The following is a 17,654-nucleotide window of genomic DNA, read 5'->3' on the forward strand; positions in this document are numbered from 1 at the left end:
TTATTTTCTCCCCAAAATGCTACTACAGGCAACGAAGTGAATAAATCATGAATAACGAAGATTGCCGGCATCGAGGCCGGCAATCTTTAGGATGACGAGCCTTAAGCTGCGAAATGAGGAAAAACGCAGCCCTTAAGTCTGTCTGCCGGCGTCAGGCAACGCCCTTGCCGTTAAAAAACGGACCGTAATGCTTATCGATGTTCGGAATGTGGTTGACGAGCCAGTCTTTGACGAACGTGGTCGTTTCCGGGGTAATGTCGAGCGCTCCGGCGTGGAATTTCTTCTGAACGTCGAGACAAGTCTGCACCAGCTCGTCATGCTTGGCTTTATGCGCAGCGTAATCCGGGTATCCGTGAGCCTGCATCAAATCTTCTTCGGTCTTGAAATGCATGGCTACATAATCGATCAGTGCATCGAGTTGACGCCCGACTGCCTGCCGATCACCCGATGCGACGGTATCGTGCAAGCCGTTCAACATGGCGAAAATTTCCTGATGTTGATGGTCGGCTTCACTGACGTTTGTTCCAAATGCTTCTTTAGTCCACTCTATTAGGGCCATCGGATTTGTCTCCTGAATATTGAATTTGTTCAGTGATCTGTATGCCGAATAGGCCGAAGAACTGTATAACGGCCGCGTAGACGTACTTTTGACTTAAGTCAAGTCTTGGCGATTTACTTTCCGTATCAGTCAACTGAAAATCTTCGAAGAATAACCACTCCGGTTATAATGACTGGAACAAAAGCCGTTCTCTTTTAACAAGATCCCGATGAGCAGCGAACCAAAACCTTGGGCAGGCCGCTTTACCGAAGCCACCGACGCCTTCGTAGAAGCTTTTACCGCATCCGTTGACTTCGACAAACGTCTGGCCCCGTACGATATTCGAGGCTCCATTGCCCACGCCTCGATGCTGAAACGGATCGGCGTCTTAAACGAAGAGGAATGCGAAACCATTACGGACGGATTGGAACAAATCCTTGCGGAAATCGAACGCGGCGAATTTTCCTGGTCTGTTAAGCTCGAAGACGTCCACATGAATATCGAGGCCCGCCTTACCGAGCGTATCGGCGAAGCGGGGAAGAAGCTGCACACCGGCCGATCCCGCAACGACCAGGTAGCCACGGACGTCCGACTGTATCTGCGCCACGAAATCGACCGGATCACCGGCGAAATCCTTCGGTTTCAGCAGGCCTTGCTCGATTTGGCGGAACGCGAAGCGGATACCATCATGCCGGGATTCACCCATCTCCAGGTGGCCCAGCCGGTAACCTTCGGCCATCATTTATTGGCTTGGTGCGAAATGTTGGCGAGAGATTACGAGCGCCTGCTCGACTGTCGAAAGCGCGTCAACGTCATGCCTTTGGGCGCGGCAGCCCTGGCCGGCACAACCTTTCCGCTTGATCGATTCTATACCGCCGAACTGCTCGGCTTCGACCGACCGGCTGCGAATTCTTTGGACGCGGTCAGCGATCGCGATTTCGCCATCGAATTCACGGCCTGTGCCAGCCTCATCATGATGCACTTGTCGCGATTCTCCGAAGAACTGATTCTATGGACATCGGCCCAGTTCGGTTTCATCGATTTGCCGGATGCCTTTTGCACCGGCTCATCCATCATGCCGCAGAAGAAAAACCCGGACGTACCGGAACTCGTCCGGGGCAAATCGGGGCGCGTCTTCGGACACCTCATGAGCCTGCTGATACTGATGAAAAGTCAGCCCTTGGCATACAATAAGGACAATCAGGAGGACAAGGAACCTCTGTTCGATACGGTGGACACCTTACGAAATTGCCTGCGGGCTTTTGCCGACATGATGCCCCACGTTCGACCGAATCGTGACGGCATGTACAAATCAGCGCAGAAGGGCTACGCAACGGCCACGGATTTGGCGGATTACCTGGTTCGGAAAGGGGTTCCGTTCCGAGATGCCCACGAGATCGTCGGCAAAGCCGTGCGCTTGGGCATCGAAACCGGACGCGATCTTTCCCAGTTGTCATTGACCGAATTGCAACAATTGTCTGTTACGATCGGACCCGATGTTTTCGAAATACTGACGCTGGAAGGTTCCGTCAGCGCACGCAAACACTTCGGCGGAACCGCTCCTGAACAGGTCAGGGCGGCCGTAAAGCGAGCTCGGCAGCGTCTCGAGGAGGTGGCTAAGACTTGATTACCGACGAGCGCGTCTCAACTCTCATCGACTTGATGCGCCACGGCGAGCCCGTGGGCGGAAGCCGTTACCGCGGACAGATGGACGATCCCCTAAGCGACAAGGGCTGGTCGCAGATGCGCGCAGCCGTCGGTCAGCATCACCCATGGGAGGTCATCGTCACCTCCCCTCTCGCCCGCTGCCAAGCCTTTGCCGAAGAAATGAGCGAGCGAAGCCGCATTCCACTGGAAATCGAACCGCGATTGAAGGAAATCGGTTTCGGTGTATGGCAAGGGAAGACGCGGGAGGAAATTACTCAGTACGATCCCGGCCTGATCCAGCGTTTTTATCGCGATCCGATGACCAATCGCCCGGACGATGCCGAGGGGCTCGCAGAATTCAGAAGCCGCATCGTTTCGGCTTGGAACGACATTCTGAACCGCCACGCCGGAAAGCATATTCTCATTATTTGCCACGCCGGCACCATTCGCATGGTGCTCGCCCATATTTTGGACATCCCTTTGTCGAACCTATTTCGAATCAAGGTCGCCACCGCAGGAATCACACGGATCGAATGCCTGGAGCAGGGAGAAGAGTTTCTGGGGCAACTGGTTTTTCACAGCGGTTCGCTGCACGCACTTTAACCTTTGAGGTTGTGAAAAACCCGTCGCGAGCGGCCCATATTCGCTATGAAAAGCGCAGCGTACAAAGGAGTACGTTGAGCATCGCAGAGGTAGAGGCGGGCCGCGCAGTAGGTTTTTTCACAATTTCGTCAGCTCACCGGCCGATCTTCGCTTAGCGCCATCCACCCCACGGCGATACGGTAAACAATCCAGATCGTATTGGCCGTAAGAATAACGTAGCCTACGAAAGCGAACAAAGTCAGCCCACCCACGATTCCCCACAGGATGCCGTACCAAAAGGTCCTGATTTGCCAACGGAAATGGGTCTCCAGCCAAGTCCCCGCCACGTCCGGCCATTTCACATAATTAATCACCGCTGCGACGATGTAGGTGATCCCAACCAAAAAAGACGCGGCCTGCAAGGCATAAATAACTTGGGTAAGCCGTTTCTCTTTGCTGAGATCTCTTGCATCTGATTCCGGGAACATTTTGCCCTGCATCTCAAACCTCCAGGTTCAGACCAATCGAGGCATTCATTTTTCGGTTAGACCTCAAGTACTCATCGAATGCTTGGAGCCGATCGATGGTGCCGATATCCATCCAAAAGCCCGCATACACTTCTCCGCTTACCAGCCCGTCCGCCATTGCTCGTCTCAGCAAGGGCGCCAGGGGAAACTTGCCGGGCGAGCAGCCCGCGAACAACTCGGGACGATAAACACCGACGCCGCTGAAGGTAAAGCGGCAATCCACGGAATCCAAAACCATCCCGTCTTGCAAAGCGAAGTCGCCCCGCGGATGGTGAGACGGATTGGGGACCAGCACCAGATGAGCCAACCCGGACGGCTGGCTCCGCAACCGCCCGAAAGGATAATCGGTAGCGACGTCGCCATTGACCACCAAAAACGGATCCTCGCCCAATAGCGGCAATGCCCGGTAAATACCGCCACCGGTCTCGAGCGCCTCGCCTTCGGCAGAATAGGCTATCCTCGCCCCTAATGAGGCCCCGTGTCCCAAGTGGGCTTCGATCTGATCTCCGAGATAGGCGGTGTTGACGACGATATCGACGAACCCGCTCCGGACCAAAGATTCGATCGTATGCTCGATCAGTGGCCGACCGCCTGCCGTCAACAGCGGCTTCGGTGTCCGGTCGGTGAGGGGCCGCATCCGCTCGCCGCGCCCGGCCGCCAAAATCATGGCTTTCATGTCACCTTATCCAAAGTCATTCGGGGCAAGACCCGATTTTCCAAAAAGTGCAGGAAGCCGGTAAGTTCCGGATATTGCTTACAGACCTCGATCACATAGCTCATGGTACGCGGGATATCCTTGAGATAGCCGGACTTGCCATCGCGCAACTTGAGCCGGGAAAAAATGCCGATCGCCTTGAGGTGACGCTGCATTCCCATGAGATCAAACCACCGCCGGAATAGGTCCGGACCGACCGAAGAGAGGAATCCGGCTTCGGCAAGGCGCGTGTAATGATCGATCACCCAAACCTCCACCATGGAAATCGGCCATGAAACATAACAATCCCGCAGCAGCGAGACCAGGTCATAGGTGATGGGACCGACGACCGCATCCTGAAAATCCAGAATGCCCGGATTGAGGCGTTCGGTGACCATGAGATTGCGGGAATGATAATCCCGATGCACGCAGACCCCGGGTTGTTCCAGCGCGGATGCGATCAGAAGCCGCTTCAGCTCATCGAAGACGACGGATTCCTCGGGATCCAGCGCCACCCCCAAAAGTTGGCCGAGGAACCAATCGCGGAACAAATCCAGCTCGACCCCGAGCAGGCGTTCGTCATACGGAGGCAACCCGGAAGTTTCGGGATCCACGCCATACTGCAAGCGCAGCAGAGCGTCCAGAGCGTCTTCATAGAGACGATCGACGGATGCGGGATTCAAACAGTCCAGATACGATCGGGCTCCCAGATCGGTGAGCAACAAGAAACCTTGGTCCTCATCGGCCGCGATCACCTCGGGCGCTTGAACGCCGGCACTTCGCAGGAGCGCGGCCACCCTGACGAAAGGGCGCACGTTCTCCTTGGGCGGCGGCGCATCCATCACAATGCGCGAAGCCCCATCGAAATAGGCTCGAAAATAACGACGAAAACTGGCATCGCTCGAGGCGGGCTCTATAGCCCTGACCCCAAGTTTGAGGGTTTTCGACAACCAGTCGGAAAGCGCCTCGAGCCGTTCATCTTTCTGTATTGTCATATTGACGGTCCCTGTGTCGAAAAGTACTCGAATAACGTGGATCTTACGGTAGAATGCGGCGATTGGACCGGATATTTCACCATAAAGAACAGCCTGAAGATAATGCCTTCCGCGATTCCGCCCCTGTCGCCACTCTTGCCGCTCCGTTCACAAGCTTAAATTGTGTGGCAGCCACTTTGCGACTCGCCTCTCAGTTATAAAGTACCTCAGCCGCAGCATGGTGTTTCTGATTCATCTCAATCGTGGTCGATGGGTGTTTATCCTGTGCCTTGGACTGAGCCCTTCCTATCTGCTGGGAGCCACGTCCGACTGGGATTGCCAGCGCAGCAAGGACGATAAGGAGTGGGTCTGTATCACCAAGAAATCCAAACCCGATACCGCCGCCACGACTCCTGACGAGCCGGAGATTGAAAAGGCCGGGCCGACACAGGAGAGGGAATCGGCACCCGCCACTGCCGAGCCGGAACCGGTCCGTCCACCGAAGACCCGAGAACCGGCGCTGGCCGCCAAGCCCGCGCGGTCTCAAAGAGACGCGGAGCAGAAACCTGTGGACCAACCCGTGCAGCCATTACCACCGAAATCGGTCGCGGCGGCCAAACCTCCCGGCTGGAACTGCCGCCCTGGCGAAACCGGCAAGGAGTGGGACTGCTCCTTAGTCGGCCCCGACCCCAAAGGTCTTCCCCACGTGGTCTCGGAAGAGAGCCAAAAGGTCGAAAATTGGGCGGAAACGACCACGATTACCGAGGAAGACGAACAGCGCTTCCGCAACTTGACCGCCTTGCTGCCGGCCAATCCCTGGGCTCAAGCGTGCGCCGGCAAGTCCGAATCGGCGCCTATGACCGAATTTCTGCTGACTCCTCAAGACAGGCTGGCGCGTGAACAGCAACCGTTGGAAATTCGGTCCGACTATGCCGAAATGGTGGACGACGAAATCGCAACCTTTACCGGTTCGGCCGAACTGACACGTGCGGATCAAAAGCTGTGGGGGGATTTCGTCACCCACAATACCGTTTCAGAAACCTTGAACGCACAGGGCAATGTCATCTATCAAGAGAAGGGACTCACCTTCTCCAGCGATACCGGCTTCCTGGAGCTCGATACGAACCGTGGCGTTCTTCGTAACGCCCAGTTCATTTTGGAGACAATCCCGGCGCGAGGCACCTCGCGTTTAACTCATTTCGACAGCGATACTTTATCGCGCTACGAGAAATTCACCTACACCACTTGCCCGCCCGGCGACCAGGATTGGATGCTTCACGCCCGCAATGTAAAGATCAATAAGGAAACCGGCCGTGGATCGGCGAAACACGCTTGGCTGGAATTCAAAGGCGTACCCTTACTTTACACGCCGTACATGAGCTTCCCGGTCGACGACCGCCGGATGACCGGTTTCCTTACACCTTCTTTCGGCAACACCAAGGTGGGGGGCTTCGACTTTACGGCGCCGTATTACTTCAATCTAGCGCCCAATTATGACGCCACCTTCACGCCACGACTCCTCACCAAGCGCGGCCTGCTGCTGCGCGGCGATTTCCGGTATCTGACCGAAATGACTCGGGGCCGCGTGCTGGCCGAGTACATGCCCCAAGATGATGTGCGAGGCGATAGCCGAGGCCAGGTCGGTTTCTTGAACGATACACGGTTCACCGAAAACTTGTATTCCCGCGTGGATGCGCACTATGTGTCCGACGATCGCTATCTGAACGAGTTGGGCAACACGCTGAATATCGTCGACCGGCGGCATATCCGCAGCTATGGCCAGCTGAATTACGTCGGTTCGAACTACAGCATTTCGACGCTGGCCGATTACTATCAAACGATCGACCCCACGATTCCCCCGGAAGGGAGACCGTATTACCGGCTTCCGCAGGTGAGTTTCAACTACGGGCAAGGGCTGGGCAATACCGGCTTAGTCTTCAACGGCTTTAGTGAGATCGCCAATTTCAATCACACCGGCGGCCGAGTCACCGGCCAACGGCTGAATGTAATACCGCGGATCTCGTACCCCTGGCGAACCGCCGCCGGTTTCGTCGTTCCGAGCCTGAGCTTGCAGCACACCCAATACTGGCTGCAGGATCAAACCCCCGGCCTCAATGACAGCCTGAGCCGAACCGCGCCGATCTTCTCCCTGGACAGCGGACTGTTCTTCGAGCGCGAATTCGAGCTGGCCGAAACGCCGCTGCTTCAGACTTTGGAGCCTCGACTCTTCTACCTTTACATTCCGGACAAGAACCAAGAAAACCTTCCCGTATTCGATACCGGCGAATATGACTTCACTTTTTATCAATTGTTTCGCGAGAACCGGTTTACCGGTGCCGATCGGCTAGGCGACGCCAATCAGGTCACGTTGGCGCTTACCTCCCGACTGATCGACCAGGTGTCTGGGATGGAGCGCCTCCGGGCCAGCATCGGCGAAATTTTCTATTTCGACGATCACGATGTGACGTTGCCCAATATCCCCGCAAAAACCGGGGACAAATCCAACTTCGTGGCCGAAGTCTATTCCAGATTGACCAATACCTGGTCACTTCGTACCGGCGGACAGTGGAATCCGGAGGGCGGCACGATCGACCGCGGCCAAGTGGCCCTGCAGTACGACGACCGAGACAATCATCTGCTCAACATCGCCTATCGGTTTCGCCGCGATCAAAACTTCGACTTCGTCCGCCTGGACCTGACCGATGTGTCTTTCCGATTGCCCTTCGCAAAAGGGTGGAATGCTATCGGCCGCTGGCAATACTCGCTGCTGGATCAGGTAACGCTGGAAAGCTTTTTGGGAATCGAGCGCGAAACCTGTTGCTGGCGTTTCAGTCTCATTGGACGGCATTACATCAACGACGTACGGACTGGCGTAAACGGCGGCAATGTCGCCAACAACGGGGTCTTCGTTCAGCTTGAGTTGAAAGGCTTGACCCGTTTCGGCGACCAGGTAGACCGGTTCTTGCAACGCAGCATCAGCGGTTACCGGCTTGAGAACGATTGATCGAATACGACCGACTATGTTCAAGATCTCATTTTTTCTTTCCAGAAGCACCCGGTTCGGCAGGGTCTTTTTTCTGTCGCTTTTCCTATTGCCGTCGGCGGTACTCGCCGATGGACCGATCGATCGCATCGTGGCCGTCGTAGAGGACGGCGTGATTCTGGAAAGCGAATTGCGGCAAAAAGTCGAATCCATCAAAGCCAGCCTACTGCAAAACAACACACAGCTTCCGCCTGACGAAATTTTGACCCGCCAAGTCCTCGAGCGCCTGATCGTCGACAAAATTCAAGTGCATTTGGCCGAAAAAGCAGGCATCCGCGTCGATGACGAAACCCTCAGGCAGGCAGTCCAGCAAATCGCCCAGCGCAACAACATGAGTTTGGAAGAGTTTCGCCGCTCATTGCGGCAAGAAGGGATCGATTACGCCGCCTTCATCGAACAGATCCGCAACGAAATCACCGTAGGACGCCTGAGAAGCAGTCAGGTCAACAGCCAGATCAAGGTCAGCGATCACGAAGTGCAACACTATCTGGAAACCCATGGAAAATCGGATGTCAATCGCGATAGCGAATATCTGCTGGGCCATATTCTGATCGCGACCCCTCAAGCGGCGTCGCCGTCCGAGGTGCAAAAGGCCAAAGAAAAAGCTGAGAGATTGGTCGACGAGCTCAGACAAGGCTTGGATTTCAAGCAAGCTGCCCTCAGCTCTTCCGATTCGCCGCAAGCCCTGAGCGGGGGCGATCTCGGCTGGCGCAAGTTAAGCCAGGTGCCGTCACTGTTTGCCGATCTGGTGCCCGCGATGAAGGAAGGCGGCATCGAGGGTCCTATTCGAAGCCCGAGCGGATTTCATATCATCAAACTGCTCGGAGTCAAAGGCGGCGAGGACGAGCGCATGACCAAAACTCACGTGCGTCACATCCTGATCAAGCCCAACGAAGTACTGTCCGACGAGGACGCCAAGCAAAAGCTATTGAATTTGAAAACGCGCATTGAAGGCGGCGAAGACTTTGCCACACTGGCGCGGGGCCACTCCGACGATAAAGGTTCGGCGATCAAGGGCGGCGATCTCGGCTTCGTCCAGCCGGGCGCCTTGGTTCCACCCTTCGAGGAAGCCATGAACCGGTTAGCGGTCAACCAGCTCAGCGATCCGGTGCAAACCCAATTCGGCTGGCATCTCCTTCAAGTTCTGGAACGGCAAGAGTCCAGCGACACCGACGAGTTGTTGAAGAACAAAGCCCGCGAAGAAATCTTCAAACGTAAAGCGGAAGAGGAAACCGAGCTTTGGCTGCGCCGGATTCGCGACGAGGCCTATGTCGAAATTCGCTTGAACGAACCGGAAACGACGTCCTTCATGCCATCATTCCAATGATCACCAGAATACTGTTGACTACAGGAGAACCCGCCGGCATCGGCCCGGATTTGTGCGTGCAGATCGCCCAGCGGGAACTTGCCTGCGATCTCACGGTAATCGGCGATCCCCGGCTGTTGGCGGAACGAGCGCAGCGGCTGGGACTTAATCTCGAAATTCGAACGCCGGGCACCGACGACGTCCAGCCGCACCGAGCCGGATCACTCAAAGTGTGGCCTACGGCCAACGCCGTCGACCGGGCTTGCGGACGATTGAATGCCGCCAATGCTCCCTATGTTCTCGAAACCATATCCAGCGGCGTTACCGCGTGCCTGGAAAGGCGCTTCGATGCCTTGGTCACCGCCCCCGTACACAAGGGAATCATCAACGAGGCCGGCGTCGCCTTCACCGGCCATACCGAGTTCATCGCGAACATCAGCGGAGGCCACCCGGTCATGATGCTCGCCGCACCGGGTCTTCGCGTCGCATTGGCAACGACACATTTGCCGCTGGCCGAAGTCAGCCGCAGCATCACGCGCGAACGGTTGTCCGCAGTACTCACCACCCTCGATCGGGACTTGATCGCCCGCTTCGGCGTTGCCGCACCGCGCATCCTCGTCTGCGGCCTCAACCCTCATGCCGGCGAGAGCGGTCATCTGGGGCGCGAGGAAATCGAGATTATCGAGCCCGTGCTGGAGTCGCTCAGACAACGAGGAATGAATGTGGTCGGCCCGCTGCCGGCGGACACTCTTTTTCTTCCGAAATATCTCGAGCGTGCCGACGCCGTACTCGCCATGTACCATGATCAGGGACTGCCGGTACTGAAATACGCGGGCTTCGGGCGCGCGGTGAACATCACATTGGGGCTACCCGTCATCCGCACATCGGTTGACCATGGCACGGCCTTGGATTTGGCCGGAACAGGAAAAGCCGATGCGGGAAGCTTGGCGGCCGCAATCGATGAGGCTATCGGCATGGCGTCCAGAATGCGTTGCAGACTCGGTGAGATGTCATGAATCACCAGCCCCGCAAGCGGTTTGGCCAGAATTTTCTGCGCGATAGTACCGTCGTGCGGAGTATCGTCCTCGGAATAGCCCCGGATCCCGAAGATCACCTCGTGGAGATCGGTCCCGGCCAAGGCGTCCTGACCGAAGCGTTGTTGCCGCTCTGCGGACGCTTGGACGCGATTGAAATCGACCGAGATTTGGCTGCCTCGCTGGAAACAAAATTTTCGGGTAACACCAAGTTCCGCCTGCATCGTGCAGATGCACTCAAATTCCGGTTCTGCGAGTTAAGCTACGGAAAAAAGCTTCGCGTCGTCGGCAATTTGCCTTACAACATTTCTACGCCGCTGCTTTTTCATCTTTTCGCGCAGACGGAATGCATAGCGGACATGCACTTCATGCTGCAGAAGGAAGTCGTCGACAGGCTGTGCGCCGTTCCCGGCGACAAGAGTTATGGGCGGCTCGGCATCATGGCTCGATACTATTGTCGCGCGGACGGTCTTTTCGAGGTTCCTCCCGAGAGCTTCTTTCCTCGACCGCAAGTCATGTCCGCCGTCGTCCGTCTGGTACCGCACGAAACCAGGCCCGTGGATGTCGATCCGGGGCCTTTGGGGCAGGTCGTTGCCGCGGCCTTCTCGCAACGCCGCAAGACGCTCCGAAACGCTCTCAAGCACCTGTTTGAAGAGGGAGAAATCCAGGATCTCGGGATAGACCCACAGGCTCGGGCGGAAACGCTGGGCTTGGAGGCTTATGCTCGCTTGGCCCGCGCGCTTACAGGAAAAGCAGGATAAGGCGACCGATCGAAAACGGCCGCCGGCAACTCGGCGGCCGCGGAAATCGCTTGCCGCTCAGGTGATCACCGTCGGCCCGGACATGCCGGTTCGCGTTTTCACTTCAGAAAGACTCTCGGCCAACTCGATCAGGTCTTTGAGCGCCTCCTGCGGATCTTGGTTATGCTCCGCGGGATCGCGCTCATAACGCTCGATATAGATTCTTAAGGTTGCACCGTCCGTTCCCGTGCCCGACAGCCTGAATACGATCCGCGCCCCGTTTTCGAAGATGATCCGAATCCCTTGTTTTTCGCTGACACTTCCATCCACCGGATCATGGTAGCTGAAATCGTCCGCGACGCTGATTTGGTAAGGACCGAAAGTCTTCCCAACCAAACCGGGCAACTGTGCGCGGAGGCGAGATATGATCGAGTCGCCGATCTCCGCCGGCATGCTTTCGTAGTCATGGCGCGAATAATAGTCGCGACCGAACCGGCGCCAGTGCTCGCGGACGATTTCGGCTACCGACTGTTTGCGAACGGCGATCAGGTTGAGCCAGAACAGCACCGCCCATAAACCATCCTTCTCGCGGACGTGATCGGAGCTGGTCCCGAAACTTTCCTCTCCGCACAACGTGATCTTGCGAGCATCGAGTAAATTGCCGAAAAACTTCCAGCCGGTGGGCGTCTCGTAACACTCGATACCCATCGCATGTGCCACCCGATCGACCGCTTGACTGGTCGGCATCGAACGCGCCACACCTCGCAAGCCGTCCTTATAACCCGGAAGAAGATGTGCATTCGCCGCCAAGACGGCAAGGCTATCGCTCGGTGTAACGAAAAACTGGCTGCCCATGATCATGTTGCGATCGCCGTCGCCGTCGGACGCTGCGCCTAGCGTAGGAGACCGCGCCCCGAACATGAGGTCCGCCAGCTCCCGTGCATGGGTCAAATTGGGGTCGGGATGGCCGCCGCCGAAGTCTTCCAAGGGGACCCCGTTCATCACGGAGCCGATCGCGGCACCCAGCCTTTCCTCCAAAATACGCTTAGCGTACGGTCCGGTGACGGCATGCATCGCATCGTAGCTCAGGGTGATCGCTCCGGATTTCAGCCCCGATTCGATCAAACTGAAATCGAACAGATGCTCCATCAACTGAGCATAGTCGCTCACGGGATCGATGATCTGAACCGTCATGTCGCCCAGCCGTGTTTCGCCGATCTTGTCGATATCGATGTCGTCAGCACGGACGATCCTGTACTGATCGATGACTCGACTGCGCGCAAAGACCGCATCGGTAAAGCTCTCGGGCGCGGGCCCGCCGTTGGTTACATTGTATTTAATCCCGAAGTCTTCCTCCGGCCCGCCGGGATTGTGGCTGGCGGAAAGAACGAAACCGCCCAGCGCCTTGTGCTTGCGGATCACGCAGGATGCGGCCGGCGTCGACAGCAAGCCGCCCTGCCCGATCAACAACCGCCCCACGCCGTTGGCCGCAGACATTTTGACGATAGTCTGGATCGCCTGGCGGTTGAGATAGCGTCCGTCGCCGCCCAGGACCAGCGTTTTCCCGGCCGTATCGCCCAAGGTATCGAAAACCGACTGGACAAAATTCTCCAAATAGTTCTCTTGCAAGAAAACCTTCACCTTCTTGCGCAATCCAGAGGTTCCTGGCTTTTGATCGGAATACGGAGTTGTCTTTCGGGTTTCAATTGGCATGGCTAATATTTTCAAGATGGCTGAAATCGTCTATTTATTCTACTCAGTCCACTTAACAGTCGAGCAAATTTTTTTGGCGTAAGCTTTACGATACAAAAACCTAGGAGACAACACGTGAAACTGCGATCTGTTCTCGGCCTACTTCCGGCGCTGCTCTCACTGAACACGGAAGCAAATATGAAAGACGACAGCATATGGCTGCTAGTCGAAACCGCACCGCATGTATTGAAGGTAATGGAAGGCGACCACGATTTGGAAGTTTTCGAAAGAATTGCAATCGGGCGCAGAGGCGTCGGCCTATTCAAAGAACGGGGAGACTACAAAACCCCGCTGGGTGAATATCATATCGGCTGGATCAACGAAAACAGCCGATACCATAAGTTTTTCGGCTTTACATATCCCAATCGGGAGAACGCTGAGCGTGCCTTTACGACGGGCTTAATCGGGCCGGATACCTATCGCACGATTTTGCGCACCAGCATCGGCGCGGCCATTCCCCCTCAAAACACAGTGCTCGGCGGACAAATCGGAATTCACGGTTTGGGGCGAGCCAATCTCGCCGTTCACGAGTTTTTTGACTGGACTCAAGGATGCATAGCGATGACTAACGAGCAAATCGATAGACTCAGTACCTGGGTGAAAAAAGGCACCCTAGTGGTAATTCGGTAATTTGTGCCAAAATAATACTGGAAAGATTATCCATTCCGGGGCACACTTCAAATGTCACCCATTTGTTCTTCGGGACGGATGATCTCGCCAAGCATTTCAGTCAATAAAAAAGGAAAGAAACGATGATGAAAGCAACCAAATTGGGCGTATTACTGTTGTCTGCTGGTTTGACCGTAGGCTGCGCCAGCAAATCCGACCTCAACAACCTGCAGACTCAGGTTGACGGTTTGAAAGCGGAGGTTTCCTCTGTTAAGAGCACCGCCGACGAAGCGTTGTCTGCTGCTCAGGCTGCTGAATCGAAAGCTGCCAGCGCTGAATCTGCTGCTCGCAGAGCCGCTGCCTCTTCTGAGGAAGTGAACAGCAAATTGGATCGCATGTTCAGAAAATCGATGATGAAGTAATCTCGCGTCTCTCAAAGTCGCGAACAGTTTACGAGACCCCGGTCGACGCAAGTCGTCCGGGGTTTTTTATGGGCGAAAGGACGACATAAGCTGGCTTGAGGAGCGGTTAGAGCGCCGAGATAAACGGGAACCTTACCAGCAGGCGGTATGCGGATGACGAGCTAAAAAGCCGGCACCTAACGGGGCTCAGTGCCCGAGAATGCTTCCTGCACCCAGGCACTGCGCCTTTCACGATCGAGAACTTCGGCGCGGGCGCGGATTAGAAGCACCGTGAAGTAATAGAGCTGAAACGCTGCGGCCATGAGCAGCAAAGGCAGCAGCATGCTGATATGAATGGAGGGCTTGTCGAATTTGGTTACCGTAGGCCCCTGATGAAGGGTACTCCACCATTCGACCGAGTAATGGATGATCGGAATATTGACCACCCCGACCAAAATCAAAACACCGCCCGCCCGAGCCGCCGAGCGCTGATCTTCGATCGCGGAAACCAGAGCGATATAGCCCAGATAGAGGAAGAGCAAAATCAGCTCGGATGTGAGCCTCGCATCCCATACCCACCAAGCACCCCACATTGGCTTGCCCCAGAGAGACCCCGTGGCCAGCGCAAGAAATGTAAAGGACGCGCCGAGGGCCGCCGAACTGCTCGCCATCACATCGGCCAGCTTGATATTCCAAATCAAGTAAATGGCACTAAGCACGGCCATAAAGACGTAAATAAAAAGAGACATCCACGCGCTAGGCACGTGCACGAACATAATTCGATAGCTTTCCCCCTGTTGATAATCAGGGGGAGCAACGAATAAGCCCAGGTATAGACCGGCCAATAACAACAGCGCCGTTATCAATCCTAGCCATGAAATCAAATATCCGGAAATGCGGTAAAAATGTTTCGGCGAAGCCAGTTTATGGAAGAACGTCCACATAAGGGTCAACTCAAGCTAATTCGCAAAGCGGCAGCCGTTGCCAGCGGGACTAGGGTTAGCGCCAGAACCAGCATAGCGGCTAAAAAATATAACTGGCCGGTAACAGCCATTCCTGCGGCAGCGGCCGAAACGGCATTAGTGGCAAAAATCAAGACGGGAATATACAAAGGCAGGACCAATAACGTCAGCAGGATACCCCCGCGCCTAAGCCCGACGGTCAACGCCACCCCGATGGACCCGATCAAGCTCAAGAGCGGCGTGCCGATCAGCAGAGTTAATTCGAGTACGGTCAGGGCCGGCGTAGGCATAGCCAGAAACAAAGCCAGCAATGGCGCCAGCAACAGCATCGGCAATCCGCTCACCAGCCAGTGCGCCAGCACTTTCGCGAGCACCAGCAGCGAAAGAGGATAAGGGCTTAAGGCCATCTGTTCCAGCGAACCATCGTCAAAGTCGGAGCGGAACATATTTTCCAGGGAATACAACGCAGCCAACAAAGCCGCGATCCAGATCACTCCCGGCGCAATCTTCCGGAGGAGAGCCTCTTCCGGGCTAACCCCGAGCGGATAAAGCGTCACCACGATCAAGAAAAACAACAACGGATTCGCAAGTTCGCCCCGATGCCGAAAGGCCAATAATAGATCGCGCTTAAGTAGTGCCAAGAAAGGACCGATCATCTGTCTCACGCCAAAGGCAGCTTAACGAGCCTACGGTCGATCCGCACGGTTTGATGAGACGTGAGAACAGCCAACCCGCCACAGCTCAAATGAGCCTCCAGCAATGTCTCCACCAAGGAAACGCCGCCGACATCAAGGGCCGTAAAAGGTTCATCGAGAATCCAAAGCTTCGCGGACGACATGATCAATCGAGCTAAAGCAATGCGTTGCCGCTGCCCCGCCGAGAGCGCGCGGGCGGGAGTATCCTCTCGGCCCGTCAGCCCTACTGTTCGCAAAGCCTCAGCCAAACTTTCGTGTAAAAAAGACAGGCCATTAAGGGCGAGAGAAAGACGCAGATTCTCCTCTACGGACAGTTCCGCTTTCAGTCCCAATTGATGCCCCAAATAAGCGACTTCGGAAAGAAACGCGGAGCGCCGCCGTGCGATATTTTCGCCGCGCCAGAGCACTTCACCATCGCTGGGCGGAGTAAGGCCAGCGAGTATCCGCAGCAGACTGGTCTTGCCGCTACCATTAGGGCCTTCGATTTGAAGAACTTGCCCGGCTCTGACGCTGAGGTTCAGGTCACTGAACAAAAGGCTATCGGAGCGCACGCACTCCAATCCCCGCGCTTGAAGCGTAGGCTCTGGATCGTTCATTTATCGGTCGGGAATGCGTTTTGAATGCTCAATGCGTTAAAGGGAGATCGGACGAAGCGGCAACGGCGCCGTATGATGATCTCGCTGACCAGCGGGACATTAAGTTGAAAGCACTAGAAAGCTTCGGGATCGTCGAGAAACCGGAGCCCCGCTCCGTTAGTCGTCAGTCTTACTACAACCGCTCGAATAATGGGTGCGTCCTCCATCCCGCAAACCTGGACTGTTACCTCGTCTCCGGCAACAAATCGCGGACGACCCGCCGTTTGGACAAATAACCCACCGTCCGAGATATCGGCTGTGGTCAGTTCGATTGTACCGAGCGACTCATGCATGATCGATATTTTAGCGTTGAGTGGCGTCCGCAAGTATTTTCGTTGATCGTTCATCCCTCCCCCATTCTGCCACAAAGTCGAGGTCAAATTATTGCAGAATAATAGAGGCATGCGACATCGAAGCGATAATTTCAACGAATGACAGTCAATCCCAACGCTCAAAAAACGTCCGCTTTCCGCGTTGCAATGTTTGCTCGGTTATGGCGCAATCCACTTAAAAATACTTAGGTAAGCGCCTTGCTCTGATTGGTAGACCAGCTGCAGTTGCTCGGGAGTACGCCCCACGGAGCCGACGAAAGGCAATAGTCGGGCTAAAAGAGTTTTTCCACCCTCTTCCGAAGTAATGCGCCAGGCACGAATGCCGCCGCCAGGAAGCGGATGAACCAGATAACTGGCGCGGCCTTTTTCTTCAGCCCAGCGTTTTACCGCTGAAATCTGGGCGTGGATATTCGCTTCGGCCGGAAAGAACCTTGCCTCTAAGGGAAGGCTAACGCCGCTCAAGGCTTCGATCTCCGAAAGCCTTGCCAGATCGTCCAAACAAACGGCCCAGAAAACCGGCCTGTCTTTCGGTAGACGCTCTGAAAGCTCGGCAAGTGCTTGGTCGGCGTCCATGGTCAGCCAGCGTGCCAATTGGCGTAGAGGCTGCTCGTCTTCGGCAAAACCACCGGCAATTTCACCCCAAAAGCCTCTTGATCGCGGCTCAGGAAATGCATCGCCCACCGGCTGCGCCGCCCAGGCGTCGCGCCCGGACAAGAAGTGGATCCGTTGAGCGTTATCCCACCACGACACGAACAAGGCATTCTCATCCGTGTGTTGGCGAATCGCTTTCGCGGCGTTCGCCCAGAGATCATGCCGTACCTGATTTCCGTCCCTGATACCCTGCGGTGCCGATGAACCTTGATCGGAAGGCGGAAAAACAATGGCACGCCGCAATGCGCCGCTTTTGTCGCTGTAGCTTACGGCGTGCAAAGAGACCATCACCTGATCCGCCCGGCCGATCTCGTATTCCCCCAGGCTCTCGGGCTGAAACTGCCCGTCCAGCGTGGGGAAACCCGGATCGCCGGGCTTCATCTCCTTGATCTTTTCGAACCGCAATTCCTCGGAAAAGAAGTGCGGCAATCCCAAAAAGAAGATGGCTATCCCGGCAAGCAGCAATCCAAGGCCTAGAAACAGTCTCGGTTTGCTGCTCCGCCGGGTGTCTTCGTTAAGCTGCGTCATGCCG

At 55.8% G+C, this 17,654-nt stretch carries 18 protein-coding genes; 8 read left to right on the top strand and 10 right to left on the bottom strand.

What is annotated here, in order from left to right:
- Positions 1-151: 151 nt before the first annotated feature.
- Positions 152-559, bottom strand: coding sequence for a bacteriohemerythrin (locus ACR2TX_RS04580; RefSeq protein WP_077730752.1), 408 nt, complete (start codon positions 557-559; stop codon positions 152-154).
- A gap of 208 nt (positions 560-767) precedes the next feature.
- On the opposite strand from ACR2TX_RS04580, the gene argH reads away from it, so the two are divergent.
- Positions 768-2,165, top strand: a complete 1,398-nt coding sequence (argH, locus tag ACR2TX_RS04585; RefSeq protein ID WP_077730751.1) for an argininosuccinate lyase — start codon at positions 768-770, stop codon at positions 2,163-2,165.
- Entirely contained in the window at positions 2,162-2,788 is a 627-nt protein-coding gene (locus ACR2TX_RS04590) for a histidine phosphatase family protein (protein WP_240502538.1), read from the top strand. The genes argH and ACR2TX_RS04590 overlap by 4 nt, the downstream gene beginning before the upstream one ends.
- Positions 2,789-2,916: 128 nt before the next feature.
- Here ACR2TX_RS04590 and ACR2TX_RS04595 read toward each other — a convergent pair whose 3' ends face one another.
- The 3 genes from ACR2TX_RS04595 to ACR2TX_RS04605 are packed head-to-tail and all read right to left on the bottom strand — an operon-like array spanning position 2,917 to position 4,983.
- A complete protein-coding gene (locus tag ACR2TX_RS04595; RefSeq protein ID WP_205780787.1) occupies positions 2,917-3,267 on the bottom strand; it encodes a DUF4870 family protein in 351 nt (116 codons plus the stop codon).
- 1 nt (position 3,268) lies between these two features.
- A complete protein-coding gene (gene murU, locus ACR2TX_RS04600; RefSeq protein ID WP_434131348.1) occupies positions 3,269-3,970 on the bottom strand; it encodes an N-acetylmuramate alpha-1-phosphate uridylyltransferase MurU in 702 nt (233 codons plus the stop codon).
- The gene (locus tag ACR2TX_RS04605) at positions 3,967-4,983 is read right to left on the bottom strand and encodes an aminoglycoside phosphotransferase family protein (protein WP_434131350.1); all 1,017 of its coding nucleotides are present in this window, start codon (positions 4,981-4,983) and stop codon (positions 3,967-3,969) included. Before ACR2TX_RS04605 ends, murU begins: the two co-directional genes overlap by 4 nt.
- Before the next feature lie 217 nt (positions 4,984-5,200).
- Between ACR2TX_RS04605 and lptD the strand changes: the two genes are divergently transcribed.
- The 4 genes from lptD to rsmA are packed head-to-tail and all read left to right on the top strand — an operon-like array spanning position 5,201 to position 11,106.
- Positions 5,201-7,966, top strand: a complete 2,766-nt coding sequence (gene lptD, locus ACR2TX_RS04610) for an LPS assembly protein LptD (protein WP_077730748.1) — start codon at positions 5,201-5,203, stop codon at positions 7,964-7,966.
- 16 nt (positions 7,967-7,982) lie between these two features.
- Positions 7,983-9,332, top strand: a complete 1,350-nt coding sequence (locus ACR2TX_RS04615) for a peptidylprolyl isomerase (protein ID WP_086134684.1) — start codon at positions 7,983-7,985, stop codon at positions 9,330-9,332.
- Positions 9,329-10,327: a 4-hydroxythreonine-4-phosphate dehydrogenase PdxA gene (gene pdxA / locus ACR2TX_RS04620; protein ID WP_434131353.1), complete on the top strand. Its 999-nt coding sequence runs from the start codon at positions 9,329-9,331 to the stop codon at positions 10,325-10,327. Before ACR2TX_RS04615 ends, pdxA begins: the two co-directional genes overlap by 4 nt.
- Positions 10,324-11,106: a 16S rRNA (adenine(1518)-N(6)/adenine(1519)-N(6))-dimethyltransferase RsmA gene (rsmA, locus tag ACR2TX_RS04625; protein ID WP_434131355.1), complete on the top strand. Its 783-nt coding sequence runs from the start codon at positions 10,324-10,326 to the stop codon at positions 11,104-11,106. Before pdxA ends, rsmA begins: the two co-directional genes overlap by 4 nt.
- 57 nt (positions 11,107-11,163) lie before the next feature.
- Here the strand turns inward: rsmA and ACR2TX_RS04630 are convergent, their stop codons facing one another.
- Positions 11,164-12,798, bottom strand: a complete 1,635-nt coding sequence (locus ACR2TX_RS04630) for an alpha-D-glucose phosphate-specific phosphoglucomutase (protein WP_156880143.1) — start codon at positions 12,796-12,798, stop codon at positions 11,164-11,166.
- A 114-nt stretch (positions 12,799-12,912) separates the two neighbouring features.
- Between ACR2TX_RS04630 and ACR2TX_RS04635 the strand changes: the two genes are divergently transcribed.
- Together ACR2TX_RS04635 and ACR2TX_RS04640 are read left to right on the top strand one after the other, a co-directional pair.
- Complete coding sequence (locus ACR2TX_RS04635; protein WP_434131357.1) at positions 12,913-13,467, top strand: L,D-transpeptidase family protein; 555 nt, start codon at positions 12,913-12,915, stop codon at positions 13,465-13,467.
- 122 nt (positions 13,468-13,589) lie between these two features.
- A complete protein-coding gene (locus ACR2TX_RS04640; RefSeq protein ID WP_077730742.1) occupies positions 13,590-13,868 on the top strand; it encodes an Lpp/OprI family alanine-zipper lipoprotein in 279 nt (92 codons plus the stop codon).
- 176 nt (positions 13,869-14,044) lie between these two features.
- Here ACR2TX_RS04640 and ACR2TX_RS04645 read toward each other — a convergent pair whose 3' ends face one another.
- From ACR2TX_RS04645 to haoB, 5 genes are all read right to left on the bottom strand, one after another.
- Complete coding sequence (locus ACR2TX_RS04645) at positions 14,045-14,791, bottom strand: heme ABC transporter permease (RefSeq protein WP_077730741.1); 747 nt, start codon at positions 14,789-14,791, stop codon at positions 14,045-14,047.
- 5 nt (positions 14,792-14,796) lie between these two features.
- Complete coding sequence (gene ccmB / locus ACR2TX_RS04650) at positions 14,797-15,465, bottom strand: heme exporter protein CcmB (protein WP_077730740.1); 669 nt, start codon at positions 15,463-15,465, stop codon at positions 14,797-14,799.
- A 5-nt stretch (positions 15,466-15,470) separates the two neighbouring features.
- Positions 15,471-16,100, bottom strand: coding sequence for a cytochrome c biogenesis heme-transporting ATPase CcmA (gene ccmA / locus ACR2TX_RS04655; RefSeq protein WP_077730739.1), 630 nt, complete (start codon positions 16,098-16,100; stop codon positions 15,471-15,473).
- 113 nt (positions 16,101-16,213) lie between these two features.
- Positions 16,214-16,543, bottom strand: coding sequence for a PilZ domain-containing protein (locus tag ACR2TX_RS04660; RefSeq protein ID WP_434131362.1), 330 nt, complete (start codon positions 16,541-16,543; stop codon positions 16,214-16,216).
- 87 nt (positions 16,544-16,630) lie between these two features.
- Positions 16,631-17,650: a hydroxylamine oxidation protein HaoB gene (gene haoB / locus ACR2TX_RS04665; RefSeq protein WP_434131364.1), complete on the bottom strand. Its 1,020-nt coding sequence runs from the start codon at positions 17,648-17,650 to the stop codon at positions 16,631-16,633.
- Positions 17,651-17,654: the final 4 nt, after the last annotated feature.

Source organism: Methylocaldum sp. GT1BB, assembly GCF_051027545.1.
Taxonomy (GTDB): Bacteria; Pseudomonadota; Gammaproteobacteria; order Methylococcales; family Methylococcaceae; genus Methylocaldum.